This window comes from Acinetobacter sp. LF10, assembly GCF_048585715.1.
Lineage (GTDB): Bacteria > Pseudomonadota > Gammaproteobacteria > Pseudomonadales > Moraxellaceae > Acinetobacter.
Genome location: NZ_CP184160.1, coordinates 522,222 through 539,348 on the forward strand (window position 1 = coordinate 522,222; position 17,127 = coordinate 539,348).

The window sequence follows — 17,127 nt, forward strand, 5'->3', positions numbered from 1 at the left end:
TGATGAAATAGGTCAGATAGCATAATACAAACCATGTTCGGTGTCGATTTACATACACATACCCACATTTCAGATGGTACATACTCTCCAGAACAATTGGTAGAGGCGGCTGTTGACTTAAAAATACATACACTTGCGGTCACTGATCATGACACGATGGACGGTTTAAGTCGTGCCAAAAACTATGCTCAAGATTATGATATTCAAATAATTTCTGGTACAGAAATATCTAGCCAATGGTCACGACCGAATACCAAAAAGAGTTATAGTGTACATATTGTGGCACTGAATATGCAAGATGAAGCACCAATACGAGAGATGCTTGAAAATCAGAAAAAAGTCCGTGCTGAGCGTGCCAAAGTCATCTGTAGCTTATTACAGAAATGTATTGATTTTGATATTTATCCTGATGTGGTTGCCAAAGTCGATGGGCAAGCAGACCGTGTAACACGAACGCATATCGCCAAAGTATTGGTAGAGAAAAATATTGTCAGTCGTCCGCAACAAGCATTTGACCGTTTTCTTAAAGAGGGTAAAAAGGCTTTTGTGAAATTTGATGGCATTGGACTCAAAGAAACCATTGATGTGATTCATGCGAGTCAAGGCTTCGCTGTTTTAGCACATCCAACACGTTATGATTTATCTGCCACTAATATTCGTTATTTGATTGAGTTATTTGCTGAATCGGGTGGAGATGCTGTTGAGCTTCCTCCGAGTGTAGAACCTGCATCAACACGTCAAATGGTCGATCGAATGATTGAGCAGTTTGATTTGGCTGTTTCAATCGGTAGTGATTTTCATGGTGAAAATATGCCGTGGATTAAACTGGGTAATACACCTAGAGTGAAAGAAGGGCAGATAGGTATTTGGGAAAGTTTTAGGTAAAATTTCAAAAATATTTGAAGTTTTTTTAATATAGAGGTTTGTATGGCATGTATTTGGCCGAGTGGAGATGACAAAATCATCTTAAGTGTAGACTTTAATTTGATTGATTTTGCTGAGATAAATAAGCTGCCATTGCATGAGTTCGATGATGATGGCTTAGGAAGAACAATAGCAACTCATATATATGAAAAAGAAAAATTTCCTGTAGTTTTTATGAAGCATCTTCAAGCTCAAAAAGCGTATGTCGATATTCATATTGATAGTTCATGTATAAACATTAAAGAGTGGGAGGATCTTTTAATCGAGAAACATTTTAAGGGGTGTTTGTTTTATTTTAGGCTATCTGATCATAAGTTTTAGATCAGAGCATATGATCTTTATGTATAGAGTATGCTCTGTTCTCTAAGTTCAAAATTATTATCTACAATAAATTATGATCATGTGCTTGAATCGGTGGAGGGGTTGGGCGACCTAAAGTTCCGAGTAACTCAATTTCAATTGAACGCACCATCGCATCTAAAGGCAAGTCATTGCTTTGTGTTCCAAAAGGCTCTTCAATTTCTGTACTTAAAGCATCTAACCCCAAAAATGTATAAGCCAAAATTCCGACTAAAAGCGGGGTCACTAGACCTAATAAAGACCCTAAGCTAAACGGTAGCATAAAGCAGAAAAAATACACAGTACGATTCAATAAAACAGAGTAGGCAAATGGAATCGGGGTATTCGCAATACGATCACAACCTGTTTGCATTTCACTTAAGGCCGCGACATGGCGGTTCATTTGAGTATAGATAATATCTGATATTTCACCTTCTTTCATGGCTTGTAATAGTTCCCATTGAATCAGGCTTAAAGTGTATTGTGGCGCATTATGTTGCTGATAAAGTTGAGTGAGTGCTTGTTGGCTCAAGCCACTGGTTTCTGTGAGTTCAGTTGGATTGGCTGTTTGATGACGTAAACGATCACGCAATACATTCGCAAATACAATCACATTTTGAATAATACGTTCACGGCGAGCCTGAGTTAATACACGACAGTCGCGATCAAAATGACGTGACGTTGCGATCAAAACCCCCCAAAGCTTACGTGCTTCCCACCAACGATCATAACAAGCGGTATTCTTAAAACCTAAGAAGATCGAAAGCACTACCCCGATCAGTGTAAAGCCAACCAAAGGAATTTCTGGAAAACGGTATAACTCTACATATTCAATACCTCCAATAATGGCAGAGATGAGCATGACGAAACCGAGAGAGGGTAAAATTTTAGGTAAAATCGTCCCACGCCATGAGAATAAAACTTTAAAAATACTCGGTTGATCACGGACAATCATGTTATTTGAATCATTAATTTTATATGTTGATGTTCGGGTTAGATTTGGGCTTTGTCAAGATGAGATTACTTGATTTTAGTGGGGTTGAGGAGTTGTTGTTCAGAAAATGAAAAATGATCCTCTGCTGAAATAATAAAATGATCAATCAGATTAATTTCCAATAGTTTACAAGCTTGTTTGAGTTGCTGCGTCAGATAAATATCTTCTGCTGAGGGTTGAGCAATGCCATAGGGATGGTTATGTGCAACCACAATTTGGCAGGCTTGTTGTTGTAAGGCATAACGTAAGGTTTGATTCAGTGAAACACTACATGAATGGTGTGAACCATAGAATAGTTTTTTGAAATGGAGCTTTCTAAGTTCAGCATCTAAACACAGTACAGCAAAAACTTCCTGCTTTTCACCTTGCAGTTCGTAGCGCAAATAATCCAATACCAGTGTTGAAGTATCTAGGCATAAACGTTGTTGATGAAAATAGTTATGTAGATAACGCCGTCCAAGTTCTTTAACCGCCATGAGTTGGGCATATTTGGTAGACGCAATTCCATTAAATTGGGATAAGTCTTCAAGTGATGCATCAAAAATTGGATTCAATCCACCAAAATGTTGAATCAAAATCCGAGAAAGTTCCACCGCGGAGTGTTGCTTTGAGCCTGAGCGTAGAAAAATAGCCAATAGTTCTGCATCAGATAGGCTTTGTGCGCCTTGTAATAATAAACGTTCGCGTGGGCGTTCTTGTTCAGGCCATGCTTTGATAGATTGTCTTATTGATTGATTCATTTTTATTCACGTAATTTTTTTATGATGATGATTTTTCCAAGTACATCACTTGGGTATGATCGTATTTAATGCTATTGTGAGCGCCACTGCAACAGTAAGGTATCCTGTTTGTGAGCTTTGATCTAAGTGTTATTCCACATAAAAACATTATATTAGCGGTTACAGGCGGTATTGCTGCCTATAAAAGTGCGATTTTAGTCCGTCGTTTAAAAGACTTTGGTTTTGATGTTCGTGTCGTGATGACGCATGGCGCACAAGCATTTATTACCCCGCTGACTTTTCAAGCACTTTCAGGAAATCCTGTACATACCGAATTGCTTAATCCTGAAGCAGAAGCAGGCATGGGACATATCGAATTGGCACGTTGGGCTGATCTGATTCTCGTTGCACCTGCAAGTTGTGACAGCATTGCAAAATTTGCCAATGGTCTGGCTGATGATCTATTAAGCACTTTATATTTAGCAACCAAAGCACCTGTTTGGGTTGCACCTGCTATGAATCAACAAATGTGGGCAGCCAAAGCCACTCAGCGTAATCTGCAAACCTTAGTTGAAGATGGTGTGCATGTGATTATGCCTGATGCGGGCGAGCAAGCATGTGGTGATGTCGGCTTAGGACGTATGCCTGAACCTGAAGATTTGGCGCGTCAAGTTGCTGCATATTTTCATAAAGCACAACGTGCGATTGCTGAAAAGTTTGGTTTGTTGGCAGGTAAACGAGTCACGATCACTGCGGGGCCAACCCGAGAAGCAATCGATCCTGTTCGTTATATTTCCAATCACAGTACAGGTAAAATGGGCTTTTCACTAGCAGCAGCTTGTTATGCAGCAGGTGCCAAAGTGACCTTGGTTGCAGGTCCAGTCAGTTTGGATACACCGAATGGTGTGCAACGAATTAATGTCAGCTCTGCTATGCAAATGCTCGATGTCAGTATGAATCAGCTCAAAGAGGGCTGTGACATCTTTATTGCAACTGCGGCGGTCGCCGATTATCGCGTTGCTCAAGTCGCAGAACATAAGATTAAAAAAGCAGGTGATGAACTTGCAGTCGCTTTAGTGAAGAACCCAGATATCGTGGCGACCATTGCAGAGCAACAACAACGTCCATTTATGGTTGGTTTTGCGGCAGAAACCCAAAATGTTGAGCAATATGCAGCAGGAAAATTGGTTGCTAAAAAACTCGATATGATTGCGTGTAATGATGTATCACGTCCAGATATTGGTTTTGCTTCAGATGAAAATGCGATGACAGTTTTCTTTGCCCAGTCTTACCATATGCAAAAACGCGAATTAGAGAAAGCTTCAAAACAAGAGATTTCACAACAATTGGTGGAGTCAATTGCGGATGCATTACGGCGCCGTTTATAGAATGGATCAAGGGAGTGTTTTACACTCCCTTCTTTTTAAGTTTCAAAATAATCAACCAGCATAAACTGCCTAAAATGGCACTGAATATACAGCCATAAAAAATAATTGAATAACGAATTAAGCCTAATAATGGATTTTGTAATATCCACGGATAAAACAAATAAACATCATGATGCATAAAGACATCTAAGAGAATATGACTAAAACTACCGATATACGCACTGATCGCAGCAGTTTTCCATGAGATACACCATTTTCTATGACTTATAATTGATAACCCCCATTCACTGATGGGTTTACCGATCAGGAGAGCAATACTACCTATGAGAGTCGCACCCATTAAATTATGTGTAAATAGGTGTAAATATTGCCAACCGTAAATCAAACCCAATAAAGGTTCAATATCCATTAAAACCTGTGTACCTGCAAAAATCATCATGCTAAATCGTTGTTGACCAATTGCTTTACAACAACAGCCAATTCCTAAGTGTAAAGGTGTGATCGGCATTTCATTCGCTCTTATTATGGTTCTTTATCTAGATCTGCCATCATAAAGCAGGCTAGTAACGTTATGAATAATATCTTCTATAGAACAGATCATGGCGTGTGTGATTAAAATGTCTACATCCTATAAATGCACACATATCCTTTTATTAAAATACAACGAAATCGTTGCATTTTTTATGTATGCTAAAACAGCGCAGCAATATATGCAGCCAAATCAGAGTTCAATAAGTTTTGCTTCTGATCAGCCATCTACAGCCACAGTTTTCGATAGGATATCTTGATGATTAAAAAAACTTTAGCCACCGTGATTATGTTTTCTTCTCTTGCCCTTAGCAGCACCGTTATGGCTGCGGGTTTACATGATGATATGAAAGCTTTAGGTAAAAACTATAAAGCGTTTAACCAAGCTAAAAATCCACAAGCAGCGACAACTGCTTTAAATAATATGCGTAATGCAGCAACGCATTCAAAACAATATAAATTAGCGGTAAATACAACGGACAAAGTACCGACCTCAACAGCTTTATTTGATCAAATTATTGTTGAGATTGATAAGGCTAAAGTACTTGTTCAAGCCGGTAAATTAGATGAAGCAAAAAAACAAGGCAAAAAAATTGCCGAGTTACGTGATCAGGGACATAAATACTATACACACTAATCTCATCGAGATGATTGATGAGTCATCCCTTGTAATGAGCTAAAGTATTTTATGTTCTATCTTTTAAAAGCTGTGCTTGAATGAGCGCAGTTTTTTATTTGTACAGAGAGAAGGATAAACAAAAACTTAAACTTAGCATGATTCAGATTTTCACTGCATTTTAAAATTGATACAGTGAAAATGTGAATGATGAGAGGTGGTCTATGTCCTCACAACAACATTATCAAAAAGTTGCTCAAGCAATTGCTTATATTCAACAAAATTTTCAGCAGCAGCCACAACTTGAAGAGGTGGCAGCTCATATTCATTTGAGCTCAGCACATTTTCAGCGTCTATTTACGGAATGGGTGGGGACGAGCCATAAGAAATTTTTACAATATACCAGTATTGAATATGCAAAACAGATTCTGAAGCAGCAACAGGGCAGTATCTTTGATGCGACTTTTGCCACAGGTTTATCGAGTACCAGTCGATTACATGATCTTTTTCTTCAGATTGAAGGAATGACGCCTGCTGAATATAAAAATGGTGGTGCGGCTTTAACAATTTCTTATCAATTTGCAGAAACATTATTCGGTGAGGTTTTAGTTGCTTCAACATCCAAGGGGATTTGTGCTTTAACATTTGTGGAAAATCCAACAGAAGCTTTGCAGCATTTAAAAGCGCAATTTCCTAAAGCAAAGTTTGTCGCTCAATCAGATTCACTTCAGCAAAGTGCTTTGGCACTGTTCCAAATAGATCAAAATCACTTGGCTAAAATTAAATTACATTTAAAAGGAACTGCATTCCAGTTGAAGGTTTGGCAATCTTTACTCAAAATTCCAATGGGTCAACTCACCACTTATGGGGGGTTGGCGAAAGTGATTGATCATCCTAAAGCTGCACGTGCTGTAGGTACTGCAATTGGTAGTAATCCGATTGCTTTCTTGATCCCATGCCATCGTGTGATTCAAGCTACAGGTGCATTGGGTGGATATGAATGGGGACAAGTGAGAAAAACGGCAATGATTGCTTGGGAGGGTGTTCATAGTCATGCAACTATTTGATATTGAAGCTGACTCAGAACATAACTGGCTGCCTTATGATGGTACGGTACAGTACTACGGTAAAGTCGTTCCCCATTTGTCTGCCGATGATTATCTTGATAAATTGCTGCAAAACATTGCATGGGAAAATGATCAGGCAATCATTTTTGGGCGCAAAATTATTACCAAAAGAAAAGTGGCTTGGTATGGTGATCAGGCATTTGAATATACCTATTCAAATATCAATAAATATGCGTTGCCTTGGACAAAAGAATTACTTGAATTAAAAGTACTTGTCGAAAGTTTAACAGGTGAATCATTCAACTCATGTCTGCTCAATCTTTATCATACAGGTGAAGAGGGTATGGCTTGGCATAGTGATGATGAAACAGATCTTAAGCGAGATGGTGCCATCGCTTCACTCAGTTTTGGTGCTGAGCGGAAGTTCGCCTTTAAACATAAACAAAGTAAAGAAAAAGTTGAGTTGTACTTAGAGCATGGCAGTTTGTTGGTCATGAAAGATACGACTCAAAGCTACTGGCTACATCGCTTACCACCAACCAAGAAAGTGACCACACCTAGAGTTAATTTGACCTTTAGAACAATTGTTGATTGATTATTTGACAATAAAAAAGGACTGAAAATCAGTCCTTTTTTATTACAATGATCAGCGTAATTATGCTTGACCCTGCGCATCAGCATCCGCTTGTAAACGTTGCATGTTGGCTTCGAACTCAGCATCAAAGTTAATTGGTGTAAGTAACAATTGTGGGAAGCTACCCTTAGTGACTAAGTCATTTACAGACTCACGTAAGAATGGGAATAGAATATTTGGGCAGTATGCACCTAAGATGTAAGGAAGACGATCTTCTTCTACACCATCAATAAGGAAAATACCTGATTGAGTTACATCAACGATGAACGCAGTTTCATTTTCATTATTTGCTTGAACCACAACTTTTAAAGACACTTCATAGTGTGTTGGATCAATTTTTTCTGCTGAAGAAGATAAATTGATGTTGAGTTCAGGCTGCCATTGTTTAGTAAATACTTGCGCACCAGGAACCTCAAAAGAAATGTCTTTTGTATAAATACGTTCTAACGCGAGTTGTGGTTGAACTTGTTCTTCGCTCATTGTTTTTCCTTAAATCTTGGAGTGTTGTTAAGCTAATAATTGGTCGAGTTTACCTTCACGCTCTAAAGCATAAAGTTGATCAAAACCACCGATAAATTGATCTTTGATAAAAATTTGAGGCACTGTACGATGATTGGTACGTTGCATTAACTCAATACGAACTTCAGGGGCTTCGTTGGAAAGATTAATTTCTTTATAAGCAACGCCTTTACGCTCCAATAATTGTTTTGCGCGTACGCAATATGGACAAGAAAGCGTTGAATAAATTGTGACGTTTGAGGTTGTCATTTCATCTCTCCTTAAGCTTTGGTTTTGCTTTTCACTAAAGGTAAGCCTTGAGCTTTCCAGTTGCTAATACCACCATCTAAACGATAGCTATCCGTATGAGCAACTTTTTGCAATGCAGAGCCTGCAACTTGCCCTAAGTTACAAATAAAAACCAACGGACGATCACTTGCTTTTAACTCATCAACATGACTTGTGATTTGGCTGTATGGAATATTGCGACTACCACTGATATGACCATCACGGAAATCTTTTGCATCACGTAAGTCGATCAAAATCGCATTTTTTGCCTTGACCAAAATACCAAGTGATTGTGGTGAAATTTTACGGCCATTGCGTTGTCCTTCTAAAATAAAGAACAACACAATTAACACGCCGAGCGCACCAAACAAGAAGGGGTGATTCCCCATAAACTCTAACCAGCGTTCCACAAGTCACCTAAAGTTAAAATCAAAATTGACCCTGAGTATAACTTATCTCTATGGTGATCAAAAATCTTAGTTCAAGGGCAAAACTTGAAGAAAACTAACTTTTTTGCTGCGCTTCTTGAATTTCGTCAATAAGACGTAGGTAGCTGTCTAAACGACGTGGCAAAATTTCGCCAGCATCAACCGCTTGTTTTAAAGCACAATTTTTCTCATGGGTATGGGTGCAGTTACGGAACTGACACAGCCCTAAATGGGCTTCGATGTCTGGAAAACCTGTACGTACCTTTTCTAAACTGAGATGCCATAGACCAAATTCTCGAATTCCAGGAGAATCAATTAACGCACCGTTTGTTCCAAATTTAATCAAACGCGTTGAGGTGGTGGTGTGCTGACCAAGTGCTGAATTTTCGGAAATCACATTGGTTTTCTGTGCAGCATCTGGAACGATAGTATTGATGAGCGAGCTTTTACCGACACCAGACTGTCCAACGAAAGCCACCGTCTCATTATCCAAACGTGTAGATAACTCAGATAGATCACCACGAGAATGACAAATCAGGGTTTCATAACCCAAAGTTTCATACTCACTGAGCATCGTGAGAATAGGATCATTGTCAGTCAGTAAATCTGATTTGTTGAGTACCAATAACGCAGGAATGTTGGCATCGGCACAGGCCACTAGATAACGGTCAATCAATGTTGGAGCGGGTTCTGGTAACGGCGAAAAAACAATCACAATCAGACTAATATTTGCCGCAACCGGTTTAACTTTATGATAACGATCTGGTCGAGTGAGCAATGATTGTCTTGGATAAATCGCAGTAATAATACCCAAGCCCGTATTCGGATCTGCTTGCCACTTGACTCGATCACCTGTCACCAAGAGTTCTAAATTAGTACGAGTATGACAGCGCCAAATGCTGTCTAATTCGATTGGTTTCCAGAACGGTTCTGGCTCACCTTCAGCGACCTGTGGTTTTTCAGGATGCTGTTCAGGCACAGATAAAGCTTGTACTTCGAGTTGACGACCATAATGCTGAACAACTAGTCCATCTAAATCTTGCGATGTATCAATGTCGTCTTGACGTGATTTGTGTTGTTTCTCAATACGACGCTGTTGTTGTTCAGTTAAACGACGCTTACGAATTAAAGCCATTCATGTCCCAAAAAATCCACACTTTGAAGACCGCAAAAATAGCATGAAGCCACTATAGAATTACAGCCAAGATGTAATTAATTTGCTACTATTGATGTTTTTAAGCCCTTTAGAATCGCTATTTATGAGCAGCACCCCAGATACACGATTAATTTGGATTGACCTTGAAATGACGGGTCTTGATACTGATAACGACAAGATTATTGAAATTGCAACAATTATTACAGACGACAACCTTAATATTTTAGCTGAAGGACCTGTTTTAGCTGTCCATCAATCAGATATCATTTTGAATGCAATGGATGAGTGGAATACCAAGCAACATGGTCAATCTGGTCTGATTGAGCGTGTACGCCGTAGTAAACTCAATGCACAGGATGTAGAGCAGCAAACACTTGAGTTCTTAAAAAAGTGGGTCAATCCAAAATCATCACCAATGTGTGGTAACTCAATTTGCCAAGACCGCCGGTTCTTACATCGCTTGATGCCTGAGTTGGAACAATTTTTCCATTACCGTAATTTAGACGTGTCTTCTGTGAAAGAGTTGGCGAAACGCTGGAGACCTGAAATTATGAGTGGTTTAAAGAAAAATGCTTCACATCTGGCAATGGATGACATTCGTGACTCGATTGCCGAATTAAAATATTACCGTGAATACTTTTTTATTATGAATCATTAAAAGTCATTGATTCTCAAAAGTAGTTAGCTGTGATATTGGCTAATAAAATGGTAACCCCAAAATAATGAGCATTAAACTGATTGTTTTGGGGTGAGTTTTTGATGCTCAAAGATATTGTTAGTATGCATTGATTGATAAGTGATTTTAGTTGGAAGCCTAGCAATTATTTGCAGTATTTTCATTTTTATAAATTAAGTAATTATCCAATAAACTAAAAAGCATACAGGCAAAAACAAGACTCATTCCAGCGATGCACGTCATTGTCCAACCACCATGATTCCATGAAAAAATCCCAAGTGCAGAGCCACAAGCACCGCCTGTAAAATACGCCGTCATATATATGGCATTAATTCGAGATTTTGCATCAGGTCGTAAACGGAAAATAATACTTTGATTACTGGTATGGACAAGTGCTAAAGCCAATTGGATAACGGCAAATCCAAGAATGTAGCTGAATAGAAAAGTTTGTCCAAAATAGAAACAAATCCAACTGATGATGAACAAGCCACAACCGATCCAAGTTAATTGTTTGGTATAACCTTGGTCAGCGTAGCGACCTATATATTGAGTTGATAATGCGCCGAAAATACCGACAAGGCTAATCATTCCAATCACAAGGTCAGGAAGGTGATGTGCTGCTGTGAGCAATAACGCAATCGTTGAATACAAAATACTGACTGCTGCAAATGCAAAAGCACCTGTCAATGCACGTAATAGCAAACGTTTTTCTTGTTTTAATAATTCAGCCATAGAGACAAAAATTTGTCTGTAATCCATTTTGATTCGCATAACATATGGGAGTCGACTTTTGAGTGCATAAGCCAAAATCAACATTAAAATACCACTCACGACATAAATGACTTTCCAATGAAACAAATTTGAAAAGAGCCCTGCAAGACTTGTGGAAAGTAAAATACCAACCAATAAACCACTCATGAGAAAGCCAACAACTTCACCTGTTTTTTCTGGTTCAACAGTCATGGTTGCGAGTGGAATTAAAACTTGAGCAGCGACAGAAAATAGTCCAACTAGAATTGTACCAATCCAAAGCATTGGTAGATTCACAGAGAAAGCACAAATAAATAGGCCTACCGCACATAATGCCATTAAGAGCGGAATAAATTTGGTCTTATTAACGACATCGCCCATTGGAACAATAAAGAGCAAGCCGAGCGCGTAAGAAACCTGAGCAAAAGTTACAGTCAGAGCTGCTTGCCCTTCTGTAACCGCAAAAAATTGCTGAATGGAGTGAATTAAGGGTTGGCTATAATAGTTTGCACCTGCACATAAACCACATGCTGCTGCCATAAACCAGAGTAAGGCTTTATTTTGACTAATATTTTGGGTGTTTGACATAATATTCTCTTCTCTGGTTCTTAGGCAGTATACGCAGTCGCTTCGATTTCAATTTGCATTTCTGGTAATGCTAAGCCTGTGACTGGAATAAGTGTACAAACTGGGAATTCATGAGTTTTCCAAAGATCCACTATTGTTTTAATCACCAGTTGATGTTTCGGAGCGTCATGATCAACAATCAGAACACGTAACACGGCAATATCTGAAAGCGTTGCTTGAACTGAGGCTAAAGCCTGTTGAATATTATAGAAGACTTGTTGTACCTGTTGGTCAAAAAAAGGTGAAAGTTCACCATTTTTATTTTCTCCACCTTGCCCCGCGAGATGAATAATTCGCATATTCGGTTTCACAACAGCAATATGACTATATCCATTGCTTTTAGGATGATAGAGCGCTTCAGGATTAATTATTTGAAAGGCCTGAGTATTTATTTTATTCATTACGGTACATCTTTATAAAATCTGATATGTGCTAGTATCAAAGCTCAAGTTAACTAGAGGTCAAGAAAATTTTGAAGCAATATTCGCCAGAAACATGGCTTAGCATAGGAGAACTTGCAAAACGTAGCGGCGTAAGTGTTCCAACGATTCGTTTTTATGAAGAAAAAGATCTGATTTGGAGTACTAGAACGGAGGGGAATCAGCGTAGGTATCAGCGTGCGATGCTTAGGCGAATTGCAATTATAAAAGCAGCTCAACAGGTTGGGATCAGTTTAAAACAAATAAAACAAACGCTGAGTATCTTACCAAAGCAACAAGTGGCTACGAAAAAAGATTGGCAAATCATGTCACAAGAGTGGCAGGGGCAATTGGATCAGCAAATCATGATGTTGTTGCAGTTACGTCAACAATTGGATCAATGTATCGGTTGTGGTTGTTTGTCTTTGGAACAATGTCCTTTGCGAAATCCTGAAGATTGTCTTGCTGAGGATGCTATGGGTGCACATTTTCAAGAAATTTTATTTTTGTTGAATCAAAAAAATGAGGCAGAAATTTAAAAGATGATTTTATTGCACTAATTTTGTGCAATTTTTGGGGTTTGATTAGACAAAATCATACAAATATCACTTGAAAAAATGCCATTTAAAATTTTTACATTTATTTTTGATAATTATCTTCATTGATCGCTATTCGCATCTTTGGATCATTTTGAATGATTTGCTTAGTCTTTACTAATCGATGATTTTATCTGTAAAAATTTGATCGAAGTCGCTCTAAAAACGCTATAAATGTTCTAAGAAGCCAATCCCACCGATTAATTGCATGATTATGATGCAGATTCGGATGATTTATAAATCACAATACGTTCAATATCTAAACCAGATAAGTAATTTGTATTGATTATGAGTTATTGATGCAACAAAGCCCTGATTTGTTATTTGTACCTTACTTTTTTATCAGTAGTTGATGACTGAAAAAGACAGTGAGCTGGTGAGTTTGTCTAAATAATCAGACTTACTCATATAGTATATAAAGATAAAGTGTTTTTACTTATAAGCAGGCAAACATGCTGATTATACAAGTTGTAAACATTAATCTGAATCATCAGTTCAAAATATAGGTATTTATTAAATAAATATTGGGTGGAATTTTAAAAAAGTTCCATTAGAATCCAAAATTCAACAAAGAATACTCCTGGGGGAAACATTGCGACTCGCGATGTTTACTTAAGAAAAACTAGCTTGAGGAACGCTCATGCAGATCGGAATCCCAACCGAAACTGTTGCAGGTGAAAGTCGTGTAGCGGCAACACCAGAAACAGTTAAGAAGTTGATTAACGCAGGTCATAGCATTGTCATTCAACGTGGCGCTGGTGTTAAAGCAGCCTATATTGACAGTGCTTATGAACAAGTTGGCGCAACTATTACGGACGATGCTTATACAGGCAGCCAAATTATTTTGAAGGTACGTGCTCCTAGCGGTGACGAAATTCAAAAACTTGCGGCGAATACAACTGTAATAGCTATGTTTGACCCTTACCGCAATCCAGAATTAGACCAGTTTGCTACTCAGCAAGTGTCTGCTTTTGCTTTAGAGTTACTTCCTCGTACGCTTTCACGCGCACAAAACATGGACGTACTTTCTTCTCAAGCAAACTTAGCGGGTTATAAATCTGTATTGTTAGCTGCGGCTGAATATCAACGTATGTTCCCAATGTTAATGACTGCTGCGGGTACCGTAAAACCTGCGCGTGTCGTGATTATGGGTGTTGGTGTTGCTGGTCTTCAAGCGATTGCGACTGCAAAACGTTTAGGTGCAGTTGTAGAAGCAACTGACTTACGTCCAACTGCTAAAGAACAAGTTGAGTCTTTAGGTGGTAAATGGTTAGACGTACCAATGTCAGACGAAGAAAAACAACGTGCTGCTGAAGCTGCGAAAAGCGGTTATGGTTGGCAGCCGGGTGAGCAATACATCAAAGATCAAGCTGCGATTGTAGATAAAGCGGTATCAAATGCTGACATCGTAATCACGACTGCATTGATTCCGGGTCGTAATGCTCCGCGTCTGATCAAAGCTGAAACTGTTGCCAAAATGAAGCCGGGCTCTGTCATTTTAGATATGGCAGTTGAAACGGGTGGTAACGTTGAAGGTTCTAAAGAAGGCGAAACAGTTGTTACTGAAAATGGTGTGAAAATTTTGGGTATTCCAAACATTCCAGGCACAGTTGCAACGGAAGCATCTGCATTGTATGCACGTAACGTTTTTAACTTCCTTGAAACATTATTCGACAAAGACAAAAACTTTGCGATTAATCCAGAAGAAGAAATCCAAAAAGCGTTACTCGTGACTCATGGCGGTCAAGTACTGCTCAAGCGCGGTTAAGGAGAGTTCTCATGGTTGAAACGATTACAATTTTCGTCCTTGCCATCTTTGTAGGTTATTACGTGGTGTGGGGTGTAACGCCAGCGTTACATACACCATTAATGGCAGTAACGAATGCGTTGTCTTCAATTATTGTGGTTGGAGCGATGATCCAGACTGTAGGTATGCCTGCAATTGGTGTTGATGCCAATGTAGCATTCCAAAGTGTAAATGTTGTAAGCATCTTAGGTGCTGTTGCTGTGTTCTTGGCAAGTATCAACATTTTTGGTGGCTTTGCTGTAACTGCTCGTATGCTTGAAATGTTCAAGCCGAAGCAAAAGAAAAAAGAGGGCTAAGCAATGGAATTTATTCGAGACTATGCGGATTGGTTCTACCTGATTGGTGCTGTCCTCTTTATCTTAACTTTACGTGGCTTGTCTGGCCCTAAGACTGCAATTGCAGGTAACCGCTACGGTATGATCGCAATGGCGATTGCTGTAGTAACAACCTTCTTTGTTGCTGAGCATCCAGTAGTTTGGATGATTGGCGGTGCAATGGTATTGGGTGCTGTTGTTGGTATCGCACGTGCGAAAACAGTTCCAATGACGCAAATGCCTGAGACGGTTGCATTGATGCACTCTCTCGTCGGTTTGGCTGCGGTATTAATTGCGATTGCTGCGATCCTGCACAACAACCAACTCAATGTATTGTTTGAACAAAATGAAGCTGCTTTAACTGCTGCTGGTGTTCAACACGCACATATGAGTGCAGTTCATTTATTCGAATTGTTTGTTGGCTGTTTCGTTGGTGCGATTACATTTACTGCGTCTGTATTTGCTTACGGTAAATTGGCTGCGAAGAAATGGGCGAAAACAATTTCTGGTGCATGGGTTAAACCAGTTCAAGCAACAATCTTTATTGCGATGCTTGCATGTGGTTTCTACTTCTTCACTACGGGTAACATGACTGCATTCTGGGCAATGACAGCACTTGCACTTGCATTTGGCTGGGTATGGATTGCGCCAGTCGGTGGTGGTGATATGCCAGTTGTAGTATCACTCTTGAACTCATTCTCTGGTTGGGCTGCGGCAGGTATTGGTTTCACACTTGAAAACAATATGTTGATCGTTGCGGGTTCGCTTGTAGGTTCTTCTGGTGCGATTCTTTCTTACATCATGTGTAAGGCGATGAACCGTTCAATCATCAACGTCTTGTTTGGTGGTGCGATGGGTGGTGCAGCAGTTGCATCAGCAGATAAAGGTGAGCAAGTTCAACGTAATCACCGTTCTGGTTCAGCAGATGACGCAGGCTTCCTGATGTCAAATGCAGACAGCGTTGTGATCGTACCTGGTTATGGTATGGCGCAAGGTCGTGCACAGAATGCGGTTAAAGAATTGTGTGAAATCTTAAAAGAGCAAGGTGTAAAAGTTCGCTTCGCGATTCACCCAGTTGCTGGTCGTATGCCTGGTCACATGAACGTATTACTTGCTGAAGCTGATGTTGCGTATGAAGACATCTTGGAAATGGATGAGATTAACTCAGACTTCCCTGCAACAGACGTAGTACTTGTGATTGGTGCGAATGACGTAGTTAACCCTGCGGCGAAAGACGATCCGACATCACCAATTTATGGTATGCCGATTCTTGAAGCACACAAAGCACGTACCATCATGGTGATCAAGCGTTCTATGGCAACAGGTTATGCTGGCTTAGACAATGACTTGTTCTACAATGAAAAAACCATGATGATCTTCGGTGATGCCAAGAAAGTTGTGGAAGATATGACGAAAGCCATCAATGGTGGTGGTCACTAATCTGACCTCATTAAGATTATAAAAGCCACCCTTGGGTGGCTTTTTTATTTGCGATTTAATTAAAGATATTTTTCTACCAAATCCATAGATTGAGCATAAAGATCGCGTGCAAGTTGTTGGTTTTTAGCATGTGGTGATTTCCAATCTGGCATATGAGCACTGACATATTCGCCATTGCGGTTTGCCCAATGATCTGCAATAGCCATATCTGTAATTAACTTTGCAGGAACCGAGGTGGGTACTAAACCAATTTTCATCACTTCATAAACCGGCTTTGGCAGTTCGCGATAAATATCCGAAGCCACACCGCCTGGATGTAAAGCATTATTGGTAATTGTACTGTTTGCCATTTTTTCAGCCAGTGCATTGCTGAATAATAGATTCGCTAATTTAGATTGACCATAATAAAACAGTGGATTATAAAAACCCTCAGCACGAAATTTATTTGGTTTGATTGAACCCGCCCAATGCGCAATTGAAGCAAGGTGTACGATTCGGGCTTTAGGTGCTTTTTCTAGAACTGGGAGTAATTTTTGAGTTAAAAGGAAATGTCCTAAATAATTCACTCCAAATTGTTGTTCAAATCCATCAGCGGTGAGTTGCTTGGTTTTGGCAAAAAGACCAGCATTGTTAATTAAAACATCTAGATTGCCATATTGATCAGCGATTTGATCAGCCGCTTTTCGGGTTTGTTCAAGACTATTTAAATCAAGTGAAACTAAGTCTACTTGTGCTTGATCAAGTTTACGTAATTTTTCTTGTGCAGCTTGTGCTTTTTGAGGATTGCGGCAGGCAAGAATGACATGCTGTCCTTGTTTGACCAATTGCTCCGCTGTAGCAAAGCCAATTCCTGTATTTGCACCTGTAATCAAGACCTTCATGTGTTACTCCTGTGATACTTTTTATTAACCGAGTTCTA

Annotated in this window: 21 protein-coding genes; 11 read left to right on the forward strand and 10 right to left on the reverse strand. The window is 39.3% G+C overall.

The genetic code is table 11. The annotated features are described in order from the left end of the window. The first annotated feature begins 33 nt into the window (after nt 1-33). Both ACN19N_RS02490 and ACN19N_RS02495 read left to right on the forward strand, forming a co-directional pair. Nucleotides 34-885 carry a PHP domain-containing protein gene (locus ACN19N_RS02490; RefSeq protein WP_420001900.1) on the forward strand — a complete coding sequence of 284 codons (852 nt, stop codon included), beginning with the start codon at nt 34-36 and terminating at the stop codon, nt 883-885. A 42-nt stretch (nt 886-927) separates the two neighbouring features. Beyond that, nucleotides 928-1,245 (forward strand): hypothetical protein, encoded by a 318-nt coding sequence (locus ACN19N_RS02495; protein ID WP_420001901.1) that lies wholly within the window; start codon nt 928-930, stop codon nt 1,243-1,245. A 61-nt stretch (nt 1,246-1,306) separates the two neighbouring features. On the opposite strand, the gene ACN19N_RS02500 is transcribed toward ACN19N_RS02495, so the two are convergent. Both ACN19N_RS02500 and radC read right to left on the reverse strand, forming a co-directional pair. After that, nucleotides 1,307-2,218 carry a bestrophin family protein gene (locus tag ACN19N_RS02500; RefSeq protein ID WP_420001902.1) on the reverse strand — a complete coding sequence of 304 codons (912 nt, stop codon included), beginning with the start codon at nt 2,216-2,218 and terminating at the stop codon, nt 1,307-1,309. Between the two features lie 65 nt (nt 2,219-2,283). Further along, nucleotides 2,284-2,997: a RadC family protein gene (gene radC, locus ACN19N_RS02505; RefSeq protein WP_269238534.1), complete on the reverse strand. Its 714-nt coding sequence runs from the start codon at nt 2,995-2,997 to the stop codon at nt 2,284-2,286. 110 nt (nt 2,998-3,107) lie between these two features. Here radC and coaBC point away from each other — a divergent pair, with 110 nt between their 5' ends. Beyond that, nucleotides 3,108-4,364, forward strand: a complete 1,257-nt coding sequence (gene coaBC, locus ACN19N_RS02510) for a bifunctional phosphopantothenoylcysteine decarboxylase/phosphopantothenate--cysteine ligase CoaBC (RefSeq protein WP_420001903.1) — start codon at nt 3,108-3,110, stop codon at nt 4,362-4,364. Between the two features lie 19 nt (nt 4,365-4,383). Here coaBC and ACN19N_RS02515 read toward each other — a convergent pair whose 3' ends face one another. Then, complete coding sequence (locus ACN19N_RS02515) at nt 4,384-4,872, reverse strand: hydrolase (protein ID WP_420001904.1); 489 nt, start codon at nt 4,870-4,872, stop codon at nt 4,384-4,386. 279 nt (nt 4,873-5,151) lie between these two features. Here ACN19N_RS02515 and ACN19N_RS02520 point away from each other — a divergent pair, with 279 nt between their 5' ends. The 3 genes from ACN19N_RS02520 (at nt 5,152) to ACN19N_RS02530 (ending at nt 7,170) form a co-directional block, all read left to right on the forward strand. After that, entirely contained in the window at nt 5,152-5,529 is a 378-nt protein-coding gene (locus ACN19N_RS02520; protein ID WP_420001905.1) for a cytochrome b562, read from the forward strand. 203 nt (nt 5,530-5,732) lie between these two features. Continuing rightward, nucleotides 5,733-6,575, forward strand: coding sequence for a methylated-DNA--[protein]-cysteine S-methyltransferase (locus ACN19N_RS02525; protein WP_420001906.1), 843 nt, complete (start codon nt 5,733-5,735; stop codon nt 6,573-6,575). After that, nucleotides 6,562-7,170, forward strand: a complete 609-nt coding sequence (locus tag ACN19N_RS02530) for an alpha-ketoglutarate-dependent dioxygenase AlkB family protein (RefSeq protein ID WP_420001907.1) — start codon at nt 6,562-6,564, stop codon at nt 7,168-7,170. Before ACN19N_RS02525 ends, ACN19N_RS02530 begins: the two co-directional genes overlap by 14 nt. A 60-nt stretch (nt 7,171-7,230) precedes the next feature. Here the strand turns inward: ACN19N_RS02530 and secB are convergent, their stop codons facing one another. From secB to rsgA, 4 genes are all read right to left on the reverse strand, one after another. Further along, the gene (secB, locus tag ACN19N_RS02535; protein ID WP_004664141.1) at nt 7,231-7,689 is read right to left on the reverse strand and encodes a protein-export chaperone SecB; all 459 of its coding nucleotides are present in this window, start codon (nt 7,687-7,689) and stop codon (nt 7,231-7,233) included. A gap of 27 nt (nt 7,690-7,716) precedes the next feature. Then, complete coding sequence (gene grxC, locus ACN19N_RS02540; RefSeq protein ID WP_004664142.1) at nt 7,717-7,977, reverse strand: glutaredoxin 3; 261 nt, start codon at nt 7,975-7,977, stop codon at nt 7,717-7,719. Nucleotides 7,978-7,988: 11 nt separating this feature from the next. Then, on the reverse strand, nt 7,989-8,405 hold the full coding sequence (locus tag ACN19N_RS02545; protein ID WP_293745401.1) for a rhodanese-like domain-containing protein: 417 nt from the start codon (nt 8,403-8,405) through the stop codon (nt 7,989-7,991). Between the two features lie 94 nt (nt 8,406-8,499). Beyond that, nucleotides 8,500-9,558, reverse strand: a complete 1,059-nt coding sequence (rsgA, locus tag ACN19N_RS02550) for a ribosome small subunit-dependent GTPase A (RefSeq protein ID WP_420001908.1) — start codon at nt 9,556-9,558, stop codon at nt 8,500-8,502. Between the two features lie 124 nt (nt 9,559-9,682). Here rsgA and orn point away from each other — a divergent pair, with 124 nt between their 5' ends. Continuing rightward, nucleotides 9,683-10,237 (forward strand): oligoribonuclease, encoded by a 555-nt coding sequence (orn, locus tag ACN19N_RS02555; protein ID WP_269229590.1) that lies wholly within the window; start codon nt 9,683-9,685, stop codon nt 10,235-10,237. A 156-nt stretch (nt 10,238-10,393) separates the two neighbouring features. On the opposite strand, the gene ACN19N_RS02560 is transcribed toward orn, so the two are convergent. Both ACN19N_RS02560 and ACN19N_RS02565 read right to left on the reverse strand, forming a co-directional pair. Then, a complete protein-coding gene (locus ACN19N_RS02560) occupies nt 10,394-11,593 on the reverse strand; it encodes an MFS transporter (protein WP_420001909.1) in 1,200 nt (399 codons plus the stop codon). Nucleotides 11,594-11,613: 20 nt separating this feature from the next. Next, nucleotides 11,614-12,033: a RidA family protein gene (locus ACN19N_RS02565; protein WP_269229592.1), complete on the reverse strand. Its 420-nt coding sequence runs from the start codon at nt 12,031-12,033 to the stop codon at nt 11,614-11,616. 71 nt (nt 12,034-12,104) lie between these two features. Here ACN19N_RS02565 and soxR point away from each other — a divergent pair, with 71 nt between their 5' ends. The 4 genes from soxR (at nt 12,105) to ACN19N_RS02585 (ending at nt 16,208) form a co-directional block, all read left to right on the forward strand. Then, nucleotides 12,105-12,590: a redox-sensitive transcriptional activator SoxR gene (soxR, locus tag ACN19N_RS02570; RefSeq protein WP_269238526.1), complete on the forward strand. Its 486-nt coding sequence runs from the start codon at nt 12,105-12,107 to the stop codon at nt 12,588-12,590. A 697-nt stretch (nt 12,591-13,287) separates the two neighbouring features. Then, the gene (locus ACN19N_RS02575; RefSeq protein ID WP_005214623.1) at nt 13,288-14,415 is read left to right on the forward strand and encodes a Re/Si-specific NAD(P)(+) transhydrogenase subunit alpha; all 1,128 of its coding nucleotides are present in this window, start codon (nt 13,288-13,290) and stop codon (nt 14,413-14,415) included. A gap of 11 nt (nt 14,416-14,426) precedes the next feature. After that, complete coding sequence (locus ACN19N_RS02580) at nt 14,427-14,750, forward strand: proton-translocating transhydrogenase family protein (protein WP_004664154.1); 324 nt, start codon at nt 14,427-14,429, stop codon at nt 14,748-14,750. Between the two features lie 3 nt (nt 14,751-14,753). Continuing rightward, nucleotides 14,754-16,208, forward strand: coding sequence for an NAD(P)(+) transhydrogenase (Re/Si-specific) subunit beta (locus ACN19N_RS02585; RefSeq protein WP_269229595.1), 1,455 nt, complete (start codon nt 14,754-14,756; stop codon nt 16,206-16,208). Between the two features lie 59 nt (nt 16,209-16,267). On the opposite strand, the gene ACN19N_RS02590 is transcribed toward ACN19N_RS02585, so the two are convergent. Then, entirely contained in the window at nt 16,268-17,089 is an 822-nt protein-coding gene (locus ACN19N_RS02590) for an SDR family NAD(P)-dependent oxidoreductase (RefSeq protein ID WP_420001910.1), read from the reverse strand. Nucleotides 17,090-17,127 lie beyond the last annotated feature (38 nt).

Coding starts and splice junctions, on each gene's coding strand:
- radC (WP_269238534.1), bottom strand. CDS start 2,997: ATGAATCAATCAATAAGACAATCTATCAAAGCATGGCCTGAACAAGAA.
- ACN19N_RS02565 (WP_269229592.1), bottom strand. CDS start 12,033: ATGAATAAAATAAATACTCAGGCCTTTCAAATAATTAATCCTGAAGCG.
- ACN19N_RS02495 (WP_420001901.1), top strand. CDS start 928: ATGGCATGTATTTGGCCGAGTGGAGATGACAAAATCATCTTAAGTGTA.
- ACN19N_RS02515 (WP_420001904.1), bottom strand. CDS start 4,872: ATGCCGATCACACCTTTACACTTAGGAATTGGCTGTTGTTGTAAAGCA.
- rsgA (WP_420001908.1), bottom strand. CDS start 9,558: ATGGCTTTAATTCGTAAGCGTCGTTTAACTGAACAACAACAGCGTCGT.
- ACN19N_RS02520 (WP_420001905.1), top strand. CDS start 5,152: ATGATTAAAAAAACTTTAGCCACCGTGATTATGTTTTCTTCTCTTGCC.
- ACN19N_RS02575 (WP_005214623.1), top strand. CDS start 13,288: ATGCAGATCGGAATCCCAACCGAAACTGTTGCAGGTGAAAGTCGTGTA.
- ACN19N_RS02530 (WP_420001907.1), top strand. CDS start 6,562: ATGCAACTATTTGATATTGAAGCTGACTCAGAACATAACTGGCTGCCT.
- ACN19N_RS02560 (WP_420001909.1), bottom strand. CDS start 11,593: ATGTCAAACACCCAAAATATTAGTCAAAATAAAGCCTTACTCTGGTTT.
- secB (WP_004664141.1), bottom strand. CDS start 7,689: ATGAGCGAAGAACAAGTTCAACCACAACTCGCGTTAGAACGTATTTAT.
- ACN19N_RS02580 (WP_004664154.1), top strand. CDS start 14,427: ATGGTTGAAACGATTACAATTTTCGTCCTTGCCATCTTTGTAGGTTAT.
- ACN19N_RS02525 (WP_420001906.1), top strand. CDS start 5,733: ATGTCCTCACAACAACATTATCAAAAAGTTGCTCAAGCAATTGCTTAT.
- ACN19N_RS02490 (WP_420001900.1), top strand. CDS start 34: ATGTTCGGTGTCGATTTACATACACATACCCACATTTCAGATGGTACA.
- ACN19N_RS02590 (WP_420001910.1), bottom strand. CDS start 17,089: ATGAAGGTCTTGATTACAGGTGCAAATACAGGAATTGGCTTTGCTACA.
- ACN19N_RS02500 (WP_420001902.1), bottom strand. CDS start 2,218: ATGATTGTCCGTGATCAACCGAGTATTTTTAAAGTTTTATTCTCATGG.
- grxC (WP_004664142.1), bottom strand. CDS start 7,977: ATGACAACCTCAAACGTCACAATTTATTCAACGCTTTCTTGTCCATAT.
- ACN19N_RS02585 (WP_269229595.1), top strand. CDS start 14,754: ATGGAATTTATTCGAGACTATGCGGATTGGTTCTACCTGATTGGTGCT.
- orn (WP_269229590.1), top strand. CDS start 9,683: ATGAGCAGCACCCCAGATACACGATTAATTTGGATTGACCTTGAAATG.